This window comes from Sphingopyxis sp. H115 (assembly GCF_001468465.1).
Taxonomy (GTDB): Bacteria; Pseudomonadota; Alphaproteobacteria; order Sphingomonadales; family Sphingomonadaceae; genus Sphingopyxis.
The window spans coordinates 1-14,702 of record NZ_LNSA01000050.1; the positions used below are offsets into that span (position 1 = coordinate 1).

The 14,702-nt window shown below is 66.2% G+C and carries 14 protein-coding genes; 5 read left to right on the forward strand and 9 right to left on the reverse strand.

What is annotated here, in order from left to right; all coding sequences use genetic code 11:
- Nucleotides 1–299: 299 nt before the first annotated feature.
- On the reverse strand, nt 300–1,142 hold the full coding sequence (gene sseA, locus ATE71_RS21010; protein WP_058805287.1) for a 3-mercaptopyruvate sulfurtransferase: 843 nt from the start codon (nt 1,140–1,142) through the stop codon (nt 300–302).
- 186 nt (nt 1,143–1,328) lie between these two features.
- Nucleotides 1,329–2,705: a hypothetical protein gene (locus tag ATE71_RS21015; RefSeq protein ID WP_058805288.1), complete on the reverse strand. Its 1,377-nt coding sequence runs from the start codon at nt 2,703–2,705 to the stop codon at nt 1,329–1,331.
- A 118-nt stretch (nt 2,706–2,823) separates the two neighbouring features.
- On the opposite strand from ATE71_RS21015, the gene queF reads away from it, so the two are divergent.
- Nucleotides 2,824–3,294, forward strand: coding sequence for a preQ(1) synthase (gene queF / locus ATE71_RS21020; protein WP_058805289.1), 471 nt, complete (start codon nt 2,824–2,826; stop codon nt 3,292–3,294).
- A gap of 87 nt (nt 3,295–3,381) precedes the next feature.
- A complete protein-coding gene (locus tag ATE71_RS21025) occupies nt 3,382–3,792 on the forward strand; it encodes an acyl-CoA thioesterase (protein ID WP_058805290.1) in 411 nt (136 codons plus the stop codon).
- Nucleotides 3,793–3,813: 21 nt separating this feature from the next.
- Here the strand turns inward: ATE71_RS21025 and ATE71_RS21030 are convergent, their stop codons facing one another.
- From ATE71_RS21030 to hflK, 7 genes are all read right to left on the reverse strand, one after another.
- Nucleotides 3,814–4,044 carry a hypothetical protein gene (locus ATE71_RS21030; protein ID WP_058805291.1) on the reverse strand — a complete coding sequence of 77 codons (231 nt, stop codon included), beginning with the start codon at nt 4,042–4,044 and terminating at the stop codon, nt 3,814–3,816.
- Nucleotides 4,045–4,125: 81 nt separating this feature from the next.
- Nucleotides 4,126–5,412 (reverse strand): cytochrome P450, encoded by a 1,287-nt coding sequence (locus tag ATE71_RS21035; protein ID WP_058805297.1) that lies wholly within the window; start codon nt 5,410–5,412, stop codon nt 4,126–4,128.
- Nucleotides 5,413–5,714: 302 nt separating this feature from the next.
- A complete protein-coding gene (locus ATE71_RS21040; RefSeq protein WP_058805292.1) occupies nt 5,715–7,310 on the reverse strand; it encodes a helicase HerA-like domain-containing protein in 1,596 nt (531 codons plus the stop codon).
- 287 nt (nt 7,311–7,597) lie between these two features.
- Nucleotides 7,598–7,966 carry a VOC family protein gene (locus tag ATE71_RS21045; protein ID WP_058805298.1) on the reverse strand — a complete coding sequence of 123 codons (369 nt, stop codon included), beginning with the start codon at nt 7,964–7,966 and terminating at the stop codon, nt 7,598–7,600.
- A gap of 124 nt (nt 7,967–8,090) precedes the next feature.
- The gene (locus ATE71_RS21050; protein WP_058805293.1) at nt 8,091–9,584 is read right to left on the reverse strand and encodes a trypsin-like peptidase domain-containing protein; all 1,494 of its coding nucleotides are present in this window, start codon (nt 9,582–9,584) and stop codon (nt 8,091–8,093) included.
- 138 nt (nt 9,585–9,722) lie between these two features.
- The gene (gene hflC, locus ATE71_RS21055) at nt 9,723–10,574 is read right to left on the reverse strand and encodes a protease modulator HflC (RefSeq protein WP_058805294.1); all 852 of its coding nucleotides are present in this window, start codon (nt 10,572–10,574) and stop codon (nt 9,723–9,725) included.
- The gene (gene hflK, locus ATE71_RS21060) at nt 10,574–11,731 is read right to left on the reverse strand and encodes a protease modulator HflK (RefSeq protein WP_082665341.1); all 1,158 of its coding nucleotides are present in this window, start codon (nt 11,729–11,731) and stop codon (nt 10,574–10,576) included. Before hflK ends, hflC begins: the two co-directional genes overlap by 1 nt.
- A 91-nt stretch (nt 11,732–11,822) precedes the next feature.
- On the opposite strand from hflK, the gene ATE71_RS21065 reads away from it, so the two are divergent.
- The 3 genes from ATE71_RS21065 to ATE71_RS21075 all read left to right on the forward strand — a co-directional run.
- Nucleotides 11,823–12,800, forward strand: a complete 978-nt coding sequence (locus ATE71_RS21065) for an Mrp/NBP35 family ATP-binding protein (RefSeq protein ID WP_058805295.1) — start codon at nt 11,823–11,825, stop codon at nt 12,798–12,800.
- Nucleotides 12,800–13,222: a CoA-binding protein gene (locus ATE71_RS21070; RefSeq protein ID WP_058805296.1), complete on the forward strand. Its 423-nt coding sequence runs from the start codon at nt 12,800–12,802 to the stop codon at nt 13,220–13,222. Before ATE71_RS21065 ends, ATE71_RS21070 begins: the two co-directional genes overlap by 1 nt.
- A gap of 66 nt (nt 13,223–13,288) precedes the next feature.
- The coding region (locus tag ATE71_RS21075) for a molybdopterin cofactor-binding domain-containing protein (RefSeq protein WP_152998877.1) at nt 13,289–14,702 on the forward strand (1,414 nt) is incomplete at its 3' end.

A 14,702-nucleotide genomic window follows, 5' to 3' on the forward strand; every position in this document is an offset into this window, starting at 1 on the left:
CCGCCGAGCCGTGGATCGCCGGTCCATTCGGGCCGGCGCCCGCCCTGCACGAGTTTCGTCGCCGGACGGAGGCTGTCGTCGTCGTTCTTGCTCATCCCGTCCCTGTTAGCGGCACAGCAGGCAAAATCCAGTGGCAGGCATTCTCCTGCCCTCGCAGCGGCGATTCAAAAATCTCACACGAAGGCACAAAGAGGGCAGTGCGCGTCCGTAGGCGCGAGTGCTGCCCTCTTTGTGCCTTCGTGCGAAACGCCTATAGCGCTCCGCGCGGCGGATAGACCACCCGCGCGCGCCAAGGCCGATCAGGCGGCGCCGGTCGCCTTCGGGGTCGCCGGGTCGGCGCCCCATTCCGTCCAGCTGCCGTCGTACACCGCGACATCGTCCTTGCCGAGCAGGTGCGCGCCGAACGCCACGACGGTCGCGGTCATGCCGCTGCCGCAGGTCGTTACCAGCGGCTTGTCGAGATCGACGCCCGCGGCATCGAAAGCCGCCTTCAGATCGTCGCCGCGCTTCCAGGTACCGTCGGCGTTGAACAGCTCGCCATAGGGCAGGCTGCGCGAATTCGGGATGTGCCCGGGCGCAAGACCGGGACGCGGGTCGCGTTCTTCGCCGGTGAAGCGCACCGCGCCGCGCGCATCGACGACCTGTTCGGCGCCGCTCGTAACGTTCGCGAGCATCTGGTCCTTGGTCCGCACCGCCTTGGCATCGCGCCAGACAGTGAAGTGGCGGTGGCGCAGCGTCTGCTTGCCCATTTCGAGCGCGCGGCCCTCGGCTTTCCATTTGGCGAGGCCGCCATCGAGCAGCGCAACATCGTGCGCGCCAAACAATTTGAGCAGCCACCAGGCGCGCGCCGCGCTCTTCAGCGGGCTGTCGTCGTAAAGGACGATCCGGCTGCCGTCGCCTAGGCCGAGCGACTGCATGCGGCTGGCGAATTTCTCGGCGGGCGGCGCCATATTTTCGATGTCGGAGGACGCATCGGTCAATTCGGCCAGGTCCATGAAGACCGCGCCCGGGATATGCCCCGCCTCATATTCGGCACGCGCATCGCGTCCTTCGTCGGCCAGAAATTTCGTCGCATCAACGACCCGCAGGTCCGATGCCCCCAGTTCGCGTTCCAGCCAGTCGGTTGAGACCAAGGCGTCCATGTCATGCTCCTGTTACGACCGTCCGGGAACCTGTTTGCCTGTCCCTCGCCCGGCCATCCTGCTGTGGCTCTTCATCTTTCCGGGGAATAGTCAGCCTATGCCCCCACCTGCGCTTTTTCAAGCGCGGTCCGTCCTGCCCCAGCCGATGCTGCACCGCAACAAAAAAGCGTCCCCTTTTCGGGTCGCTTACTGCGCGCGCTTGAGCGCCGTCGCGCGCGCACCGGGATGGTCGACCCGGTAGGATGCGCGGTCGAGCGGGAGCGCCGCGAGCCTTTCACTGCCGCTGCCCCCCTGCTCGCGCCCGAGCACGAAACTACCGGCATTCTGCCCGAAGGCTTCGCCTTCGCCGTCCCAATGATAGGTCACGTCGAACGCAATGACGGGAACGAGCATGGGTTTGCCGCCGATCATCAGCGGTTCGATCGGCGCACGCGGCAGCATCACCTCGGTCGACAGGTCTTCGCCCGCGCCCACCGCCAGCGCGATGTCGTCGCGCAGCACGCTGCCGCCCGCGCCGTCGAAGAATCGGGCGAGCACGGCTTCGGGCATCGCCGAGCCCTGCCCCAGGGCGACGCGGACCATGAGCCCCGTCGCCGGCAAATTGCCCTGGTTCCGCAGGTGGAGCGTAAAACCGACCGCGACATGATCGGACAGGATTTGGATGCTGTGCACGGTCAGCGTCATACCGACGTTGGCGCGCTGTTCTCCCGAAGCCCGCGTGACGAGCGGCGATACCGCGCGCGGCGCGGCGGGGGGGACAGCCCTCGGCACGGGCGCGCGGCCGACGGACTCCGGCACGGGGCGCGGGGCGCCGCGCGCTGCCGGGGTGACGGCGCGCGGCGCCGGCGATTGTGGCTGCGGCTGCGGCGGCTCGCCTGCGCCTTCGTCGGGGGTGACGGCCACCGCGACCGGGCGGCGGCGCCAATACCAGAGCCCTGTGGCCAGCGCGGCCAGCGCCGCGAGCAACCACGCCCAGAGCGGCGTACCCGTGCCGTCCCCCGCAGGCACGGAGGGCTCGGGCGGGCTCGCGGCGGCGGGCGCGTCATCGACGACGGGCGTTGCCATATCGGGGGGCGAAGCGGTCCCGGCCGCATCCTCTTCCATCGGCGCCGATGCCGCGCCATCCGAGATCGCTGGTTGCCCAGCGGGATCGTCGGCGCCGGGGGCCGGGCGCCGGGCCGCCGGCGATGCCGCATCGCGCCGCGTCGGCGCGGCGGGTTCGGCGGACCTCGTCGTGACGGGCTGGGTCGCGGCGGGCTGGGTCGGTGCGACGCGCGGCGTCACCGGCGCCGGGGTGGGCGCCGGGGTCGGCTGCGCGCCGGGGCGCTCGCCAGGCGCGATCGGCGGCAGGCCATTGTCGGCCGGCCCCTGCACGCCGGGCGTGCGGCCGTCGTCGGCGGGCGGCAGGCGGAAGTCGATCGGGCGCGACGACGACGGCGCGGGCGACGGGTTCCCGTTTTCCTGCGCCCCGGCCAGTGGCGACGCGGCGGCGCTTGCCAGCGCGAACGCCGCCAGCGGCCATCGCGCCGTCCCATGTCCCTGCCCCATCTTGCTGTTCGTCATTCTGCTTTAGCGATCCCGAATCATGCCTGCTGGGCCGGGGCCGCTGAATCGACCCTGAACCCGGCCGAGTCCGATTGTCGGCGGTGACATCGGCCGCGCTGCGCACTAGAGGCTTTCCATGACCGATTCCAGCCCTACCCCACTCGCACCCAAACATCTCGGCCAATCGAGCGAACTGCCTGTCGCGCCCGAGGCCGCAGTGCTCGACTATGTTCCCAACCCGCGCGCCGGCGAATTGTACCTCGTCCGCTTTGCCGCGCCCGAATTCACCTCGCTCTGCCCAGTTACGGGCCAGCCCGATTTTGCGCATCTCGTCATCGATTATGCGCCGGGCGACACGATCGTCGAATCGAAGAGCCTGAAACTGTTTCTCGGCTCCTTCCGCAATCATGCAGGGTTTCACGAGGATTGCACCGTCGGCATCGGCCGCCGCCTGTTTGATGAAATGCAGCCCAGATGGCTGCGCATCGGCGGCTATTGGTATCCGCGCGGTGGAATCCCCATTGACGTTTTCTGGCAAACGGGCGCGCCGCCCGCGGGCCTCTGGCTGCCCGACCAAGGCGTTGCCCCTTATCGCGGGCGGGGCTGATCGATAAGCGGCACCGGTCCGGTGCCGCTTTGACTTGATCGATAATTCATCTTTCCGTCACATAATATTGACATTAGTGTCAGCGTTATGACCGCAACCTCGCTTCCACACGACCATGCCATCGCCGTTGGCGCCGACCAGATCGATTTCATGGGGCATGTGAACAACGCCCATTATCTGAGCTGGGTGCAGGAAGCGGTGCTGTCGCACTGGCGCCACATCGCGCCTCCCGATGCGGTCGCGGCGCATCTGTGGGTCGCGCTGAAGCACGAAATCACGTATCGGCGCCCCGCCTTCCTCGACGACCAAGTCATCGCGACCGTGATTCTCGAAAAGGTGCAGGGCGCGCGCGCCTTTTATGAAACGATCATCAAGCGTGGCGAGGAAGTGCTGGCCGAGGTCAAGTCGAGCTGGTGCTGCATCGACGCCGAAACCCTACGCCCCGCCAGGCTCGCGAGCGAGGTCGTCGCGCGCTTCTTTCCGGGCGAGAGGCCTTAAGCCCCTGCCCGTTCAGCGAGGTTAGGGGCTGACCGGCTCGTCGTCGTTATCGTCGACGACCAGCCAGATGCCGCCGGCGACGATCGCCAGCCCGAGAACAATCGCAATCCAGCTTGCGCCTTCGAGTTCGCTTGCGCGATCGGTCGCGCTCACGGCGCTTGCATCGATGACGGGGGCAGCGGAGGCGACCAGTGGGGTCAGGATCATCGAGGTCGCCGCGAGCGAAATCGCGGCTTTTTTGAGGAGAGACATGGCAGGTTCCTTTTACAGTCGGATCGGAAACGCGTACGGCTGTCGCTATGTTCCATCGGTCCGCCTGCCAGGGGGGTCGGCCTATCGCGCCTCGAACCGGATCGGCAGGCGCTTGAGCCCGCCGACGAACACCGATTCGACCCGCGCCGGTTCGCCCGCCATTTCGAGGCGCGCCAGCCGGGGGAGCAATTCTTCCATCAGGATTCGCATTTCCATGCGCGCGAGATGCTGGCCAAGACAGACATGCGCGCCGAAGCCGAAGGCGATCTGCTGATTCTTCTCGCGGTCGGGGTCGAAGACAAAGGGATCACCGAACACATCCTCGTCGCGGTTGCCCGAAACATAATTCAGCATCAGCCAGTCGCCCGCGCGGATCGTCTGGCCGCCCACTTCTACATCTTCCTTTGCGCTGCGCATGAAATGCTGGACCGGGGTGGTCCAGCGGATCGCCTCCTCGATCAACCCGGCCTTGTCGCTTCCCGCATCGCGGAAGCGCTCGAAGAGCGCCGGGTTCTTCGCCAATTCCATGATGGCGCCCGCGGTCGACGCGCTCGTCGTGTCGTGCCCCGCGGTTGCGATGATCATATAATAGCCGGCGAGTTCGCGGTCGGGTATCTGTTCGCCGCCGATCATCGCGTTCGCGATCACCGTCGCGATATCCTCGCGCGGGCTGGCGCGCCGGTCGGCGGTAAGCGCGCCGAAATAATTTTCGAAATCGGCGATGACGAAATTCAGCATCGCGATCGCCTGCTCGGCCGAGGTGATCGCCTCCCGGCTCCGGTTCAATTCGGGGTCGGTCGGGCCGAACAATTGCTGCGTCAGCATCAGCATCCGCGGCTCGTCCTCGCGCGGCACGCCCAATATATCCATAATGACCCGCAGCGGATAATGCGCCGCGACGTCGCGCGCAAAATCGGTCTCGCTGCTCGCCGCCAGCATATGATCGACGGTCTCGCGCGCGATCTGGCGGATGCGGTCTTCGACGATCCTCAGATTCTTGGGCATGAACCAGCTCTGCGTGAGCAGGCGGTATTTCATATGGTCGGGAGCATCCATCTGGACGAGCGACCGGATCAGATGCCCGTCGTTGTTCGGCGTCGCCGCGCGCGCGAGCGCCTCGCCGTCGCGGTTGGTGAGAACCGTGGGCCGAATGCCGTTCGCGAATCGTTGCGGGTCGCGGCTGATCGCCATGATGTCGGCGTGGCGCGTCACCAGCCAGAAGGGGTCGTGATCGGGATTTTCGGCAATCGCCAGCGGTGCGTTCGCGCGCGCCCAGGCGAGCTGGTCGTGCAGCGGGTCCCATTGGCCGTATGCGACAGGGTCGACGACGGCGGCGGCTACCTCTCCGGGCAATATAGGTTTTGTCATGAAACGCATGCTGCCGCGATTCGCGAGACTTGTCGAGGAGCGATGCGCCGCGAGCGGCCGGGCAGCCAGGCGTTGCGGCGCCGGGCGCAATATAGTGATCGCGAATAGTCGGAAAGGTCCGGTTTTGGGGTGGAAAACTGCCCGTTGTTAACCCCGACGAAAGCCGGGGCCCAGCGCGGCAAAACGCAAGGTTAGTCTACGAATTCTGGGCCCGGCTCTCACCGCGCAATCGCTCGAGAGCAGAACTTTGGCTCGACGGCGAAAGCCGGGGCGGGCGCACTGCTGGATGAGGAAAGAAGCGTCTATTTGAACAGGCTGCCTAGGATGCCGCGCATCAGCTGGCCGCCGAACTTGCCCGCGACCTGCCGGCCAAGACTCGTCGCGGCCGAGCGCGCGGCCGATTGCATCATCTTTTCGGCCATCGAAGGTTTTGCCGCCTCGCGCGCCGCCGCCTTTTCGAGACGGATGCGCTCGCGCTCCTCGGCGGCCTTGCGCTTCGCCTCTTCCTTCGCCGCGATCGCCGCCTGCTTGTCGGCTTCGGCTTGGGCCTGGGCCTCGACCGCGGCCGCCTGTGCCTGCTCGGCCTTGGCGGCGAGCAACTCCTCGGCGCTCTCGCGGTCGACCGCAGTGTCATATTTGTCCGCGACCGGCGAGATCGACTGGATGATCGCGCGCTCCTTGGCGTCGAGCGGTCCTGCGCGTGAGCAGGGGGGCTTGATCAAGGTGCGCTCGACCGGCGACGGCGCGCCGTCAGCCATCAGCAGCGAAACGAGCGCCTCGCCGACCTTTAGCTCGGTGATCTCGCGCGCCACGTCGATCTTGGGGTTGGGGCGGAAGGTTTCGGCCGCCGCCTTCACCGCTTTCTGGTCGCGCGGCGTGAAGGCGCGCAGCGCGTGCTGGACGCGGTTACCAAGCTGGCCCGCGACTTCCTCCGGCACGTCGATCGGGTTCTGCGTGACGAAATAGACGCCGACACCCTTCGAACGGATCAGGCGCACCACCTGTTCAATCTTTTCGGTCAGCGCTGGCGGCGCATCGTCGAACAGCAGATGCGCCTCGTCGAAGAAAAAGACGAGCTTCGGCTTGTCGGGATCGCCGATTTCGGGAAGCGTCTCGAACATTTCAGAGAGCAGCCACAGGAGGAAGGTCGCATAGAGCTTGGGGCTCGCCATCAGCTTGTCGGCGGCGAGGATGTTAACATAGCCGCGGCCGTTTTCGTCGGTGCGGATCATGTCGTGGATGTCGAGCGCCGGTTCGCCGAAGAAATGATCGCCGCCCTGCGTTTCGAGCGTCAGCAATTGCCGCTGGATCGTGCCGACGGTCGCCTTCGACACATTGCCGTATCGCGTCGTCAGTTCGTCGGCATTTTCGGCGCACCAGACGAGCATCGCCTGCAAGTCGCCGAGATCGAGCAGCAGCATATTCTGTTCGTCGGCGACGCGGAACGCAATCGCGAGGACGCCTTCCTGCACCTCGTTGAGCCCCATCAACCGCGCGAGCAGCAGCGGCCCCATTTCGGAAATGGTGGTCCGGATCGGATGCCCCTGCTCGCCGAACAGGTCCCAGAAGATCACCGGATTGTCGCGATAGGCCCAGGTCGTATCGCCGATTTCCGCGGCACGTTTGGAAAAGGGTTCGTGCACCTTGGCGGTCGGGCTTCCCGCCATCGCCATGCCAGCAAGGTCGCCCTTTACATCGGCGACAAACACCGGAACGCCGACCGCCGAAAAGCCTTCGGCCAGTCCTTGCAGCGTCACCGTCTTGCCGGTGCCGGTCGCCCCCGCGATCAGCCCGTGACGATTCGCACGCTTGAGCACGAGCGATTGCCGCGGACCGTCCGCCGCACCGCCACCGCCAAGGCCGATATAGATTTCGCTAATCGTGCTGCCGTCGCTCACCCAATGTCCTCCACCTATGGTTTGGGTGAGGTCTAGAGTGGCGGGGCGGGACAGGCAATTGGCAATGGGATGGGATTGTCGAAGCAATGGCGGCTGGCGAGCGGTTGCGGACATTAATCCTCCCCGTGCCGCAGGCATGGGAGGTGGCAGCGCGAAGCGCTGACTGAGGGGCAAATGGCGCGATGACGACGCCCCTCCACCACGCCCTGCGGGCGCGGTCCCCCTCCCCATCGCTTCGCGACAGGGAGGACCTTAACGTCCGCTAACCACCCCAAAAACGCCGCGCGTCATCCCATGATGAAGGCGTTGAGTTTGTTGCCATCGGGATCGCGGAAATAGCCGGCGTAAAAGCCCTCGCCGCGCGGTCCGGGCGGGCCTTCGCAGGTGCCGCCATGGGCGAGCGCGATGTCGTACAGGCGGTGGACCTGGTCCTTGTCCTTCGCCTCCAGCGCGACCATCACGCCATTGCCGACCGTCGCCTCATTGCCATCGAACGGCTTGGTCAGGCCGATCCCCGCACCGCCGCCGGGCTTGCCCCACGCGATGAAGCCGTCGAATTCCATCATGCGCGGCGTATCCAGCTCGGCCGCAATCGCATCGTAAAATACCGCCGCCTTCGCAAGGTCGCGGGTTCCCAAGGTCACATAACCGATCATCATCGCATCTCCCGACTCGATACCCGAGAACATAATATGAACATCTCGCACCACGCGCAACAAAAAGGGCGCCGGACCCAAAGGTCGCGGCGCCCCTTTTCGTCGGGCTGGCTGGACGGCGAACCTATTTGATGCGGATCGCGATAAAGGCCGAGGGGCCGCCGCGACGCAGGATTTCAAGCAGCACCGCATCGCGGCCCGCCTTCTTCGCCTCGGCGACCACCTTTGCCAGCGCCTCGCTCGACGTCACCGGCGTGCGATTCGCGGTCAGGATCGCGTCGCCGCGGCGCAGGCCTTTGCGGCCGGCATCGCTGCTCCCCGAAACGGCGCCGATCACTAGCCCCTTGCTGCTCGCATCGATCCCGACGGCGCGCGCGATGTCGGGCGTCAGCGGCTGCACCGCCATGCCAAGGCTGTTCTGGATCGCCTCGTCGTGCGCGCCCGACGGATCTTCGGGCATCGTCTGTTCTTCTTCGGGGTCGAAATCCGTCCCCGACAGTTCGCTTTCCGGCGGGCGCGTGCCGACGACGGCGTTGAGCGTCATCGTCTTGCCGTCGCGCACGACCTCGAGCGGGATGCGCGTCCCCGGTTTGGTGTTGGCGACGATGTACGACAGCGTCTGCTGCGGCGTCACATCCTTGCCATTGACCTTGAGTACGACGTCGCCGCGCTTCAGTCCGGCCTTTTCACCAGCCTCGCCCGGTTCGACGCGCTGGACGAATTCGCCACGATCCTTGGGCAAGCCGAGCGCCGAGGCAAAGTCCTCGGTCACCGGCGCGATGCCGATGCCGAGATAGCCGCGCTGCGGCGCTTCGCCGGCGCGCAGCGCCTCGATCACCGGGATCGCGGCGTCGGCGGGAATCGCGAAGTTGACGCCGATGTTGGCACCGACGGGCGAAATCAGCATGTTGTTGATGCCGACGACATTGCCCTGCAGGTCGAACAGCGGGCCACCCGAATTGCCGCGGTTAATCGCGGTGTCGGTCTGGATATAACGGTCATAGGCGCCGCCCTGGCCGATATTCCGCTGGACCGCCGAGATGATGCCCGCGGTCACCGTCGAGCCGAGCCCGAGCGGGTTGCCGATCGCGACCACCCAGTCGCCGACGCGTGCCGGGCTGCCGTCAGCGAATTTGACGAAGGGCATGCCGGTCGCATCGATCTTGAGCAGCGCGAGGTCCGACGCGACATCGCGGCCGACGATCTTCGCCTTATATTCGCGCTGGTTGGTGAGCGTGACAGTGACTTCGTTCACCGCTTCGCCGCGCGGACCGCCGGAAATGACGTGATTGTTGGTGACGATGTAGCCGTCGGCCGAAATGAGGAAACCCGAGCCGCCGCCCTGCTGTTCCTGCGTGATCGGCTCGCGCGTCCCGGCAAAGGGATTGAGCCGCACGCCGAGCGTCACTTCCTGCTTGGTCGAGATGTTGACCACGGCGGGCTGGAGCTGTTCGACAAGGTCAGCGAAGCTTTCGGGGGCACCGGCGCGCGGCACGGCGCGTGCCATTTCACTCTTCTCGTTCTGCGCGACCTGCGCGCCGACGGGAGACTGGGTGACCAGCGCCAGCGCGGTGCCACCCGCCAGCAAGGCCGAAGTGATGCCATATACATAACGCACGATCGGTAATCCTCTTCGTTCTTCCAAAAACTCGATAGCCCCGGCTGCGGCGGTCTGCGGCGGGCTGGCTGAACGGCGATTGAACATGAACGCGCCTTGAAGCTTCCGTTCATCGGTCCCCCGCTTGCCCCGAACGCGTCAACCGCCGCTGAAACGTTTTAGATATTCATTATCGGGCGACATGATGATCGACGTTCCACCCTGATTGTTTTCACCCAGAAAGGTCTGCCGATAGCTCTGCATCGCGCGATAGAAATCATAGAATTCGGGGTCCTTGCCAAAGCTGGCGGCATAGATGCGCGCGGCTTCGCCGTCGGCGCCGCCGCGAATGATCTGCGCCTCCTTCTGCCCTTCGGCGCGGATCGCGGTCGCTTCCTGCAACCGCGCCGATCGCATCCGGTTATAGGCCGCAACCAGCGTCGCGCCTTCGGGCAGGTCGGCGCGCTTGATCCGCACGTCGATGATCTCGGCGCCATATTTCCGTGCCTCGCGATTGAGTGCTACCTGGATATTGTCCATCACCGCGCCGCGTTCGGGCGACAGCAGGGTTGCAAAGGTGCGCTTGCCAAGCTCGTTGCGCAGCGACGAGCCGAGGATGGTGGCCAACTGCTGCTGCAGCCGCTCTTCGGTACGGATCGCGGTGTACATGCGCACGGGATTGGTGATGCGGAAGCGCGCGAAGGCGTCGACCTGCAGCCTTTGTTGGTCGGTCGAGAGCACCTGCTGGCGCTCCATGTTGATGCCCAGAATGCGCTTGTCGATATATTGAATGCCGTCAGTGAACGGCACCCGCAGGACGAGGCCCGCGCCCGAGCGGCCGAAATCCTCGTTCGGCTTGTACCGGTTCACGGTCCGCTCGATTTCGCCGAAGCGCAGGATCAGCGCCTGCTTGTCTTCGGGCACGATCGCGAGCGATTGCGACAGGATGACGAGGATGGCGACGACCGCGACGAGCAGGCGCACCGGATTGTGGAAGAGCGAACCGAACATCATTCGCCTCCCTTCTGGACGGCTTCGGGGGCCTTGACCCGTTTCTGCACCTCGTTCAGCGGCAAATAGGGGGTCACCCCGCGCGCCTCGACAATCGTCTTGTCGACGTTCGACAACACCGTCTCCATCGTCTCGTAATAAAGGCGCTGGCGGGTCACGCCCGGCGCCAGCTTATACTGCTCGTAAATCTTGTCGAACGCTGCCGTGTCGCCACGCGCGCGTTCAAGCACCTGCTGTTGATAGGCGCGCGCAAGGTTGATCGCCGATTCGCGTTCCTGTCGCGCCGCAGTGACTTCCTTGAACGCCTCGTCGACTTGGCTCGGCGGATCGGCCTGACGGATCGCGATGCCCTGGATCGTCACGCCCGCGCGATATTCGTCGAGCAGCGCCTGCATGCGCTGCTGCACCTGCGCCTCGATCTCGACGCGCCCCGGACCGATCGCCTGGACGAGGTCGAAATTCGCGACCGTGGCGCGCATCGCGCTTTCGGCGACCTCGCGGATCGTGTCTTCGGGGTTGGCGAGCTGAAAAAAGAAGAGTTCGGGGCTGCGCACCGACCAACGGACCTCATAGGCTAGGTCGACGATGCTCTGGTCACGCGTCAGCACGAAATTCTCGTCGGTCGCATTGGGCGAACCGACCGCCATGGTGCGGATCGCGCGGACGTCCTCCATGCGGACGCGTTCGATCGGCGCGGGCCAGGTGAGTTTCACCCCCGGCCCGACGGTGCGCGAATAGCTGCCGAGCCGCGTCACCACGCCCTCTTTTTCGGGCGGGACGATATGGAAGGAGGAGAAAAGGACCCAGACGACGACGATCGCGAGAATCGCCCATTTCCAGAACTTCGCCGAATCGCCGAGATTGAACTGACCACCGCCGCCCGATCCGCCGCCGCCGAAGCCGCCGCGGCCCTTGCGCAGCAATTCGTCGAGCGCCGAGGGGCCACGCGGTTTTTGTCCGCGCCGCTGATCGACCGGATCGGGGGTCACCCACGGGTTGCGCGGGCCGGGGCGCTTGCCATCGCCCTTGCCGTCGTCGTCGCCCTTGCCGGGTCCGCTGCCCCACGGACTGTTCGCCATCTGGCTGATCTGATATAAAAATCGCCGCAATCCCCCCGGACCGCGGCCGGCCATGCTGCCTTCATTGTCGTTGCTCATCCTGCTTTTATAGGGGGCGCGGGCGCGATTAACAGGGGGGACGCACGAAAATGGCTGGCAATCGCCTTCGGCATGCCTATCTGGCCCGGACATGACCGATACCGCTCCCCTCGCCAGCATCGCGGGCGATCTCACCGAAGGCCGCTCGTCGGGCCTGCGCTTTCTCGACGACAAGGGAACGCTTGCGATCGTGCTCGACGTCACGGGCCTCGCGATCGATGCTCGCAAACCGCTCGAGGACAAGCTGCGCGCCGGCCTGCTCGAACAAGCGGGCGTGACCGAGGTCCGCATCGCGATGACCGCCGAAAAAAAGGCGATGACGATTATCGCGGTCGGCAGCGGCAAGGGCGGGGTAGGCAAATCGACGCTCGCCGCCAACCTCGCGGTCGCGCTGCGCCGGCTGGGGGTCAAGGTCGGCTTGGTCGATGCCGACATCTATGGCCCGTCGCAGCCGCGCCTGATGGATAGCGAAAATGTGAAGCCCGAGGCGCGAGGGTCGAAGCTGGCCCCCGTCCAGAGCGCCTATGACGTGCCGATGCTGTCGACCGGGCAGATCGCCCAGCCCGGGCAGGCGATCGCGTGGCGCGGTCCGATGGCGGGGCGCGCGCTCGAACAGCTGGTCGATGCGAGCTGGGGCGATATCGACACGCTGGTTGTCGACCTGCCCCCCGGAACCGGCGACGTCCAGCTGACGATGATCCAGAAGCACAAGCCCGCGGGCGCGGTGATCGTGTCAACGCCGCAAGACCTTGCGCTGATGGACGCGACGCGCGCGATCAGCCTGTTCGAGCAGGCCGAGGTGCCGATCATCGGGCTCGTCGAGAATATGGCGGGCTATGCCTGCCCGCATTGCGGCGAGGTCAGCGATCCGTTCGGCAGCGGCGGCGCCGAGGCGGCGGCGGGGAAGATGGGGCTCGACTTCCTCGGCCGCGTGCCGCTGTCGATGGGGATCCGCCTCGCGAGCGACGGCGGGGTCCCGCCCGCGGCAGGAACCGATCCGGCGGGCGAACCATTCCACGCGATAGCGGCGAAGGTCGCCGAATGGCTGGATGCTCGAAAGGACAAATGATGGCGATCAACGACGAAGGCGAGATCCGTGAACTCTTGGGCCAGCCGCGCCGCATCGCGGTGGTCGGCGCCTCGCCCAACCCCGCGCGCCCGTCGAACGGCGTGCTCGCCTTCCTCGTCGCGCAGGGTCACAATGTGATCGCGGTCAACCCCGGCCATGCAGGCAAGACGATCCACGGCGCGCCCGTCGTCGCAACGCTGGCCGATGTCGAGCCGCCCGCCGAGATCGTCGACATTTTCCGCAAAAGCGCGGACGCGGGCGCCGCGGTGGACGAAGCGATCGTCCATGGCGCCAAGGCGGTGTGGATGCAGATGGGCGTCATCGACGAAGCCGCCGCGAAGCGCGCCGAGGCCGCCGGGCTGGCGGTCGTGATGGATCGCTGCCCTAAGGTCGAAATCCCCCGCCTCGGTTTGCTGCGATAACGCGCCGCGCGCGGCGCTATCGAAAGCCTTTGCCTCGCCGACTCGCGCCGACTATCAGCAGCGGGCATGGTGGGCATTCGCGACACGGTAGGGAAAAAGACATCGCGCGTGCCGCAGATCAGCCGCCGCCAGATGCTCGTCGGCGCGACTGCGGCGGGCGGGCTCGCGATCGCGTGGAGCCTGTGGCCGCGCGACTATCAGCCGAACCTGACCGCCACGCCCGACGAACATGTTTTCAACGCGTTCCTGAAGATCGGCGACGACGGGCATATCGGCGCAATCGTCCCGCAGTGCGAGATGGGACAGGGCGTCACGACGCTGTTGCCCCAGATCATGGCCGACGAACTCGGCGCCGACTGGCGGACGATCGCGGTCGAGACCGCGCCGATCAACCCGCTCTATACCAACACGCTGCTGGTCGATGAGGATAGCGCCGTCTTTACACCGCGATCGGGCGTTCCCGATTTCGTGTCCGACGTGCGCAGCTGGGCGCGGCGCGAATGGGCGGTGCGCCATGCAGTGATGCTGACCGCCAACAGCTCGTCAGTCCGCATGTTCGAGGGCCCCTGCCGCGCCGCGGCGGCGCAGGCGCGTGCACTGTTGATGATGGCGGCGGCCCGACGTTGGGACACCGACTGGGACCAATGCGACACGCAGGACGGCTTTGTCATCTTCGGTCAGAAAAAGCTGCGTTTCGGGGAGGTCGCGGCGGTTGCCGCCACGCTCGAACCGCCCGCCGAGCCGGTCTATCGCGCGAACAGCGCCGATCCGCTTTATGGCAAGGACCTGACGCGGCTCGACCTGCCTGCAAAGATCGACGGGTCGGCCAATTATGCCGGCGACATCCGCCTGCCCGACATGGTGTTCGCCGCGATCCGCCAGGGCCCCATCGGCGCGACGCGGCTGAAAGCCATCGACCGCAAAACGGGCATGGCGTCTCCCGGCTTGCTCCATGTCGTTACCCACGAGCGCTGGGTCGCAACCGTCGCGCGCAACTGGTGGGCGGCGAACCGCGCGCTCGACGGCTTTGCGCCAGTTTTCGAAACCCAGGGCACGCCGGTTTCGACCGAGGGGATCGACAAGGCGCTGAAAGCCGCGCTGAAGGGCGATGGATACCGGATATCGGCCATCGGCGACGTCGCCGAGGCGATGACCGGGCGGACGAAAATCGCCGCCGAATATGCGGTCGCCCCAGCGCTGCATGCGCCCATCGAAACGCGCACCGCGACCGCGGCGCCCGACGGCGCGCGGCTGCGCATCTGGGTCGCGACGCAAGCGCCGGCGCAGTGCCGCGACGCGGTCGCCGCCGCCACCGGCCTGACGCTGGCTAACGTCGTCCTGTTCCCGATGATGGCGGGGGGGTCGTTCGATGCGTGCCTCGACCATAGCGTCGCAGTGCAGGCGGCGATCGTCGCGCTCCAGATCAAGCGCCCCGTCCAGCTCGCCTGGTCGCGCGCCGAGGAGATCATGCGCCTGCCCC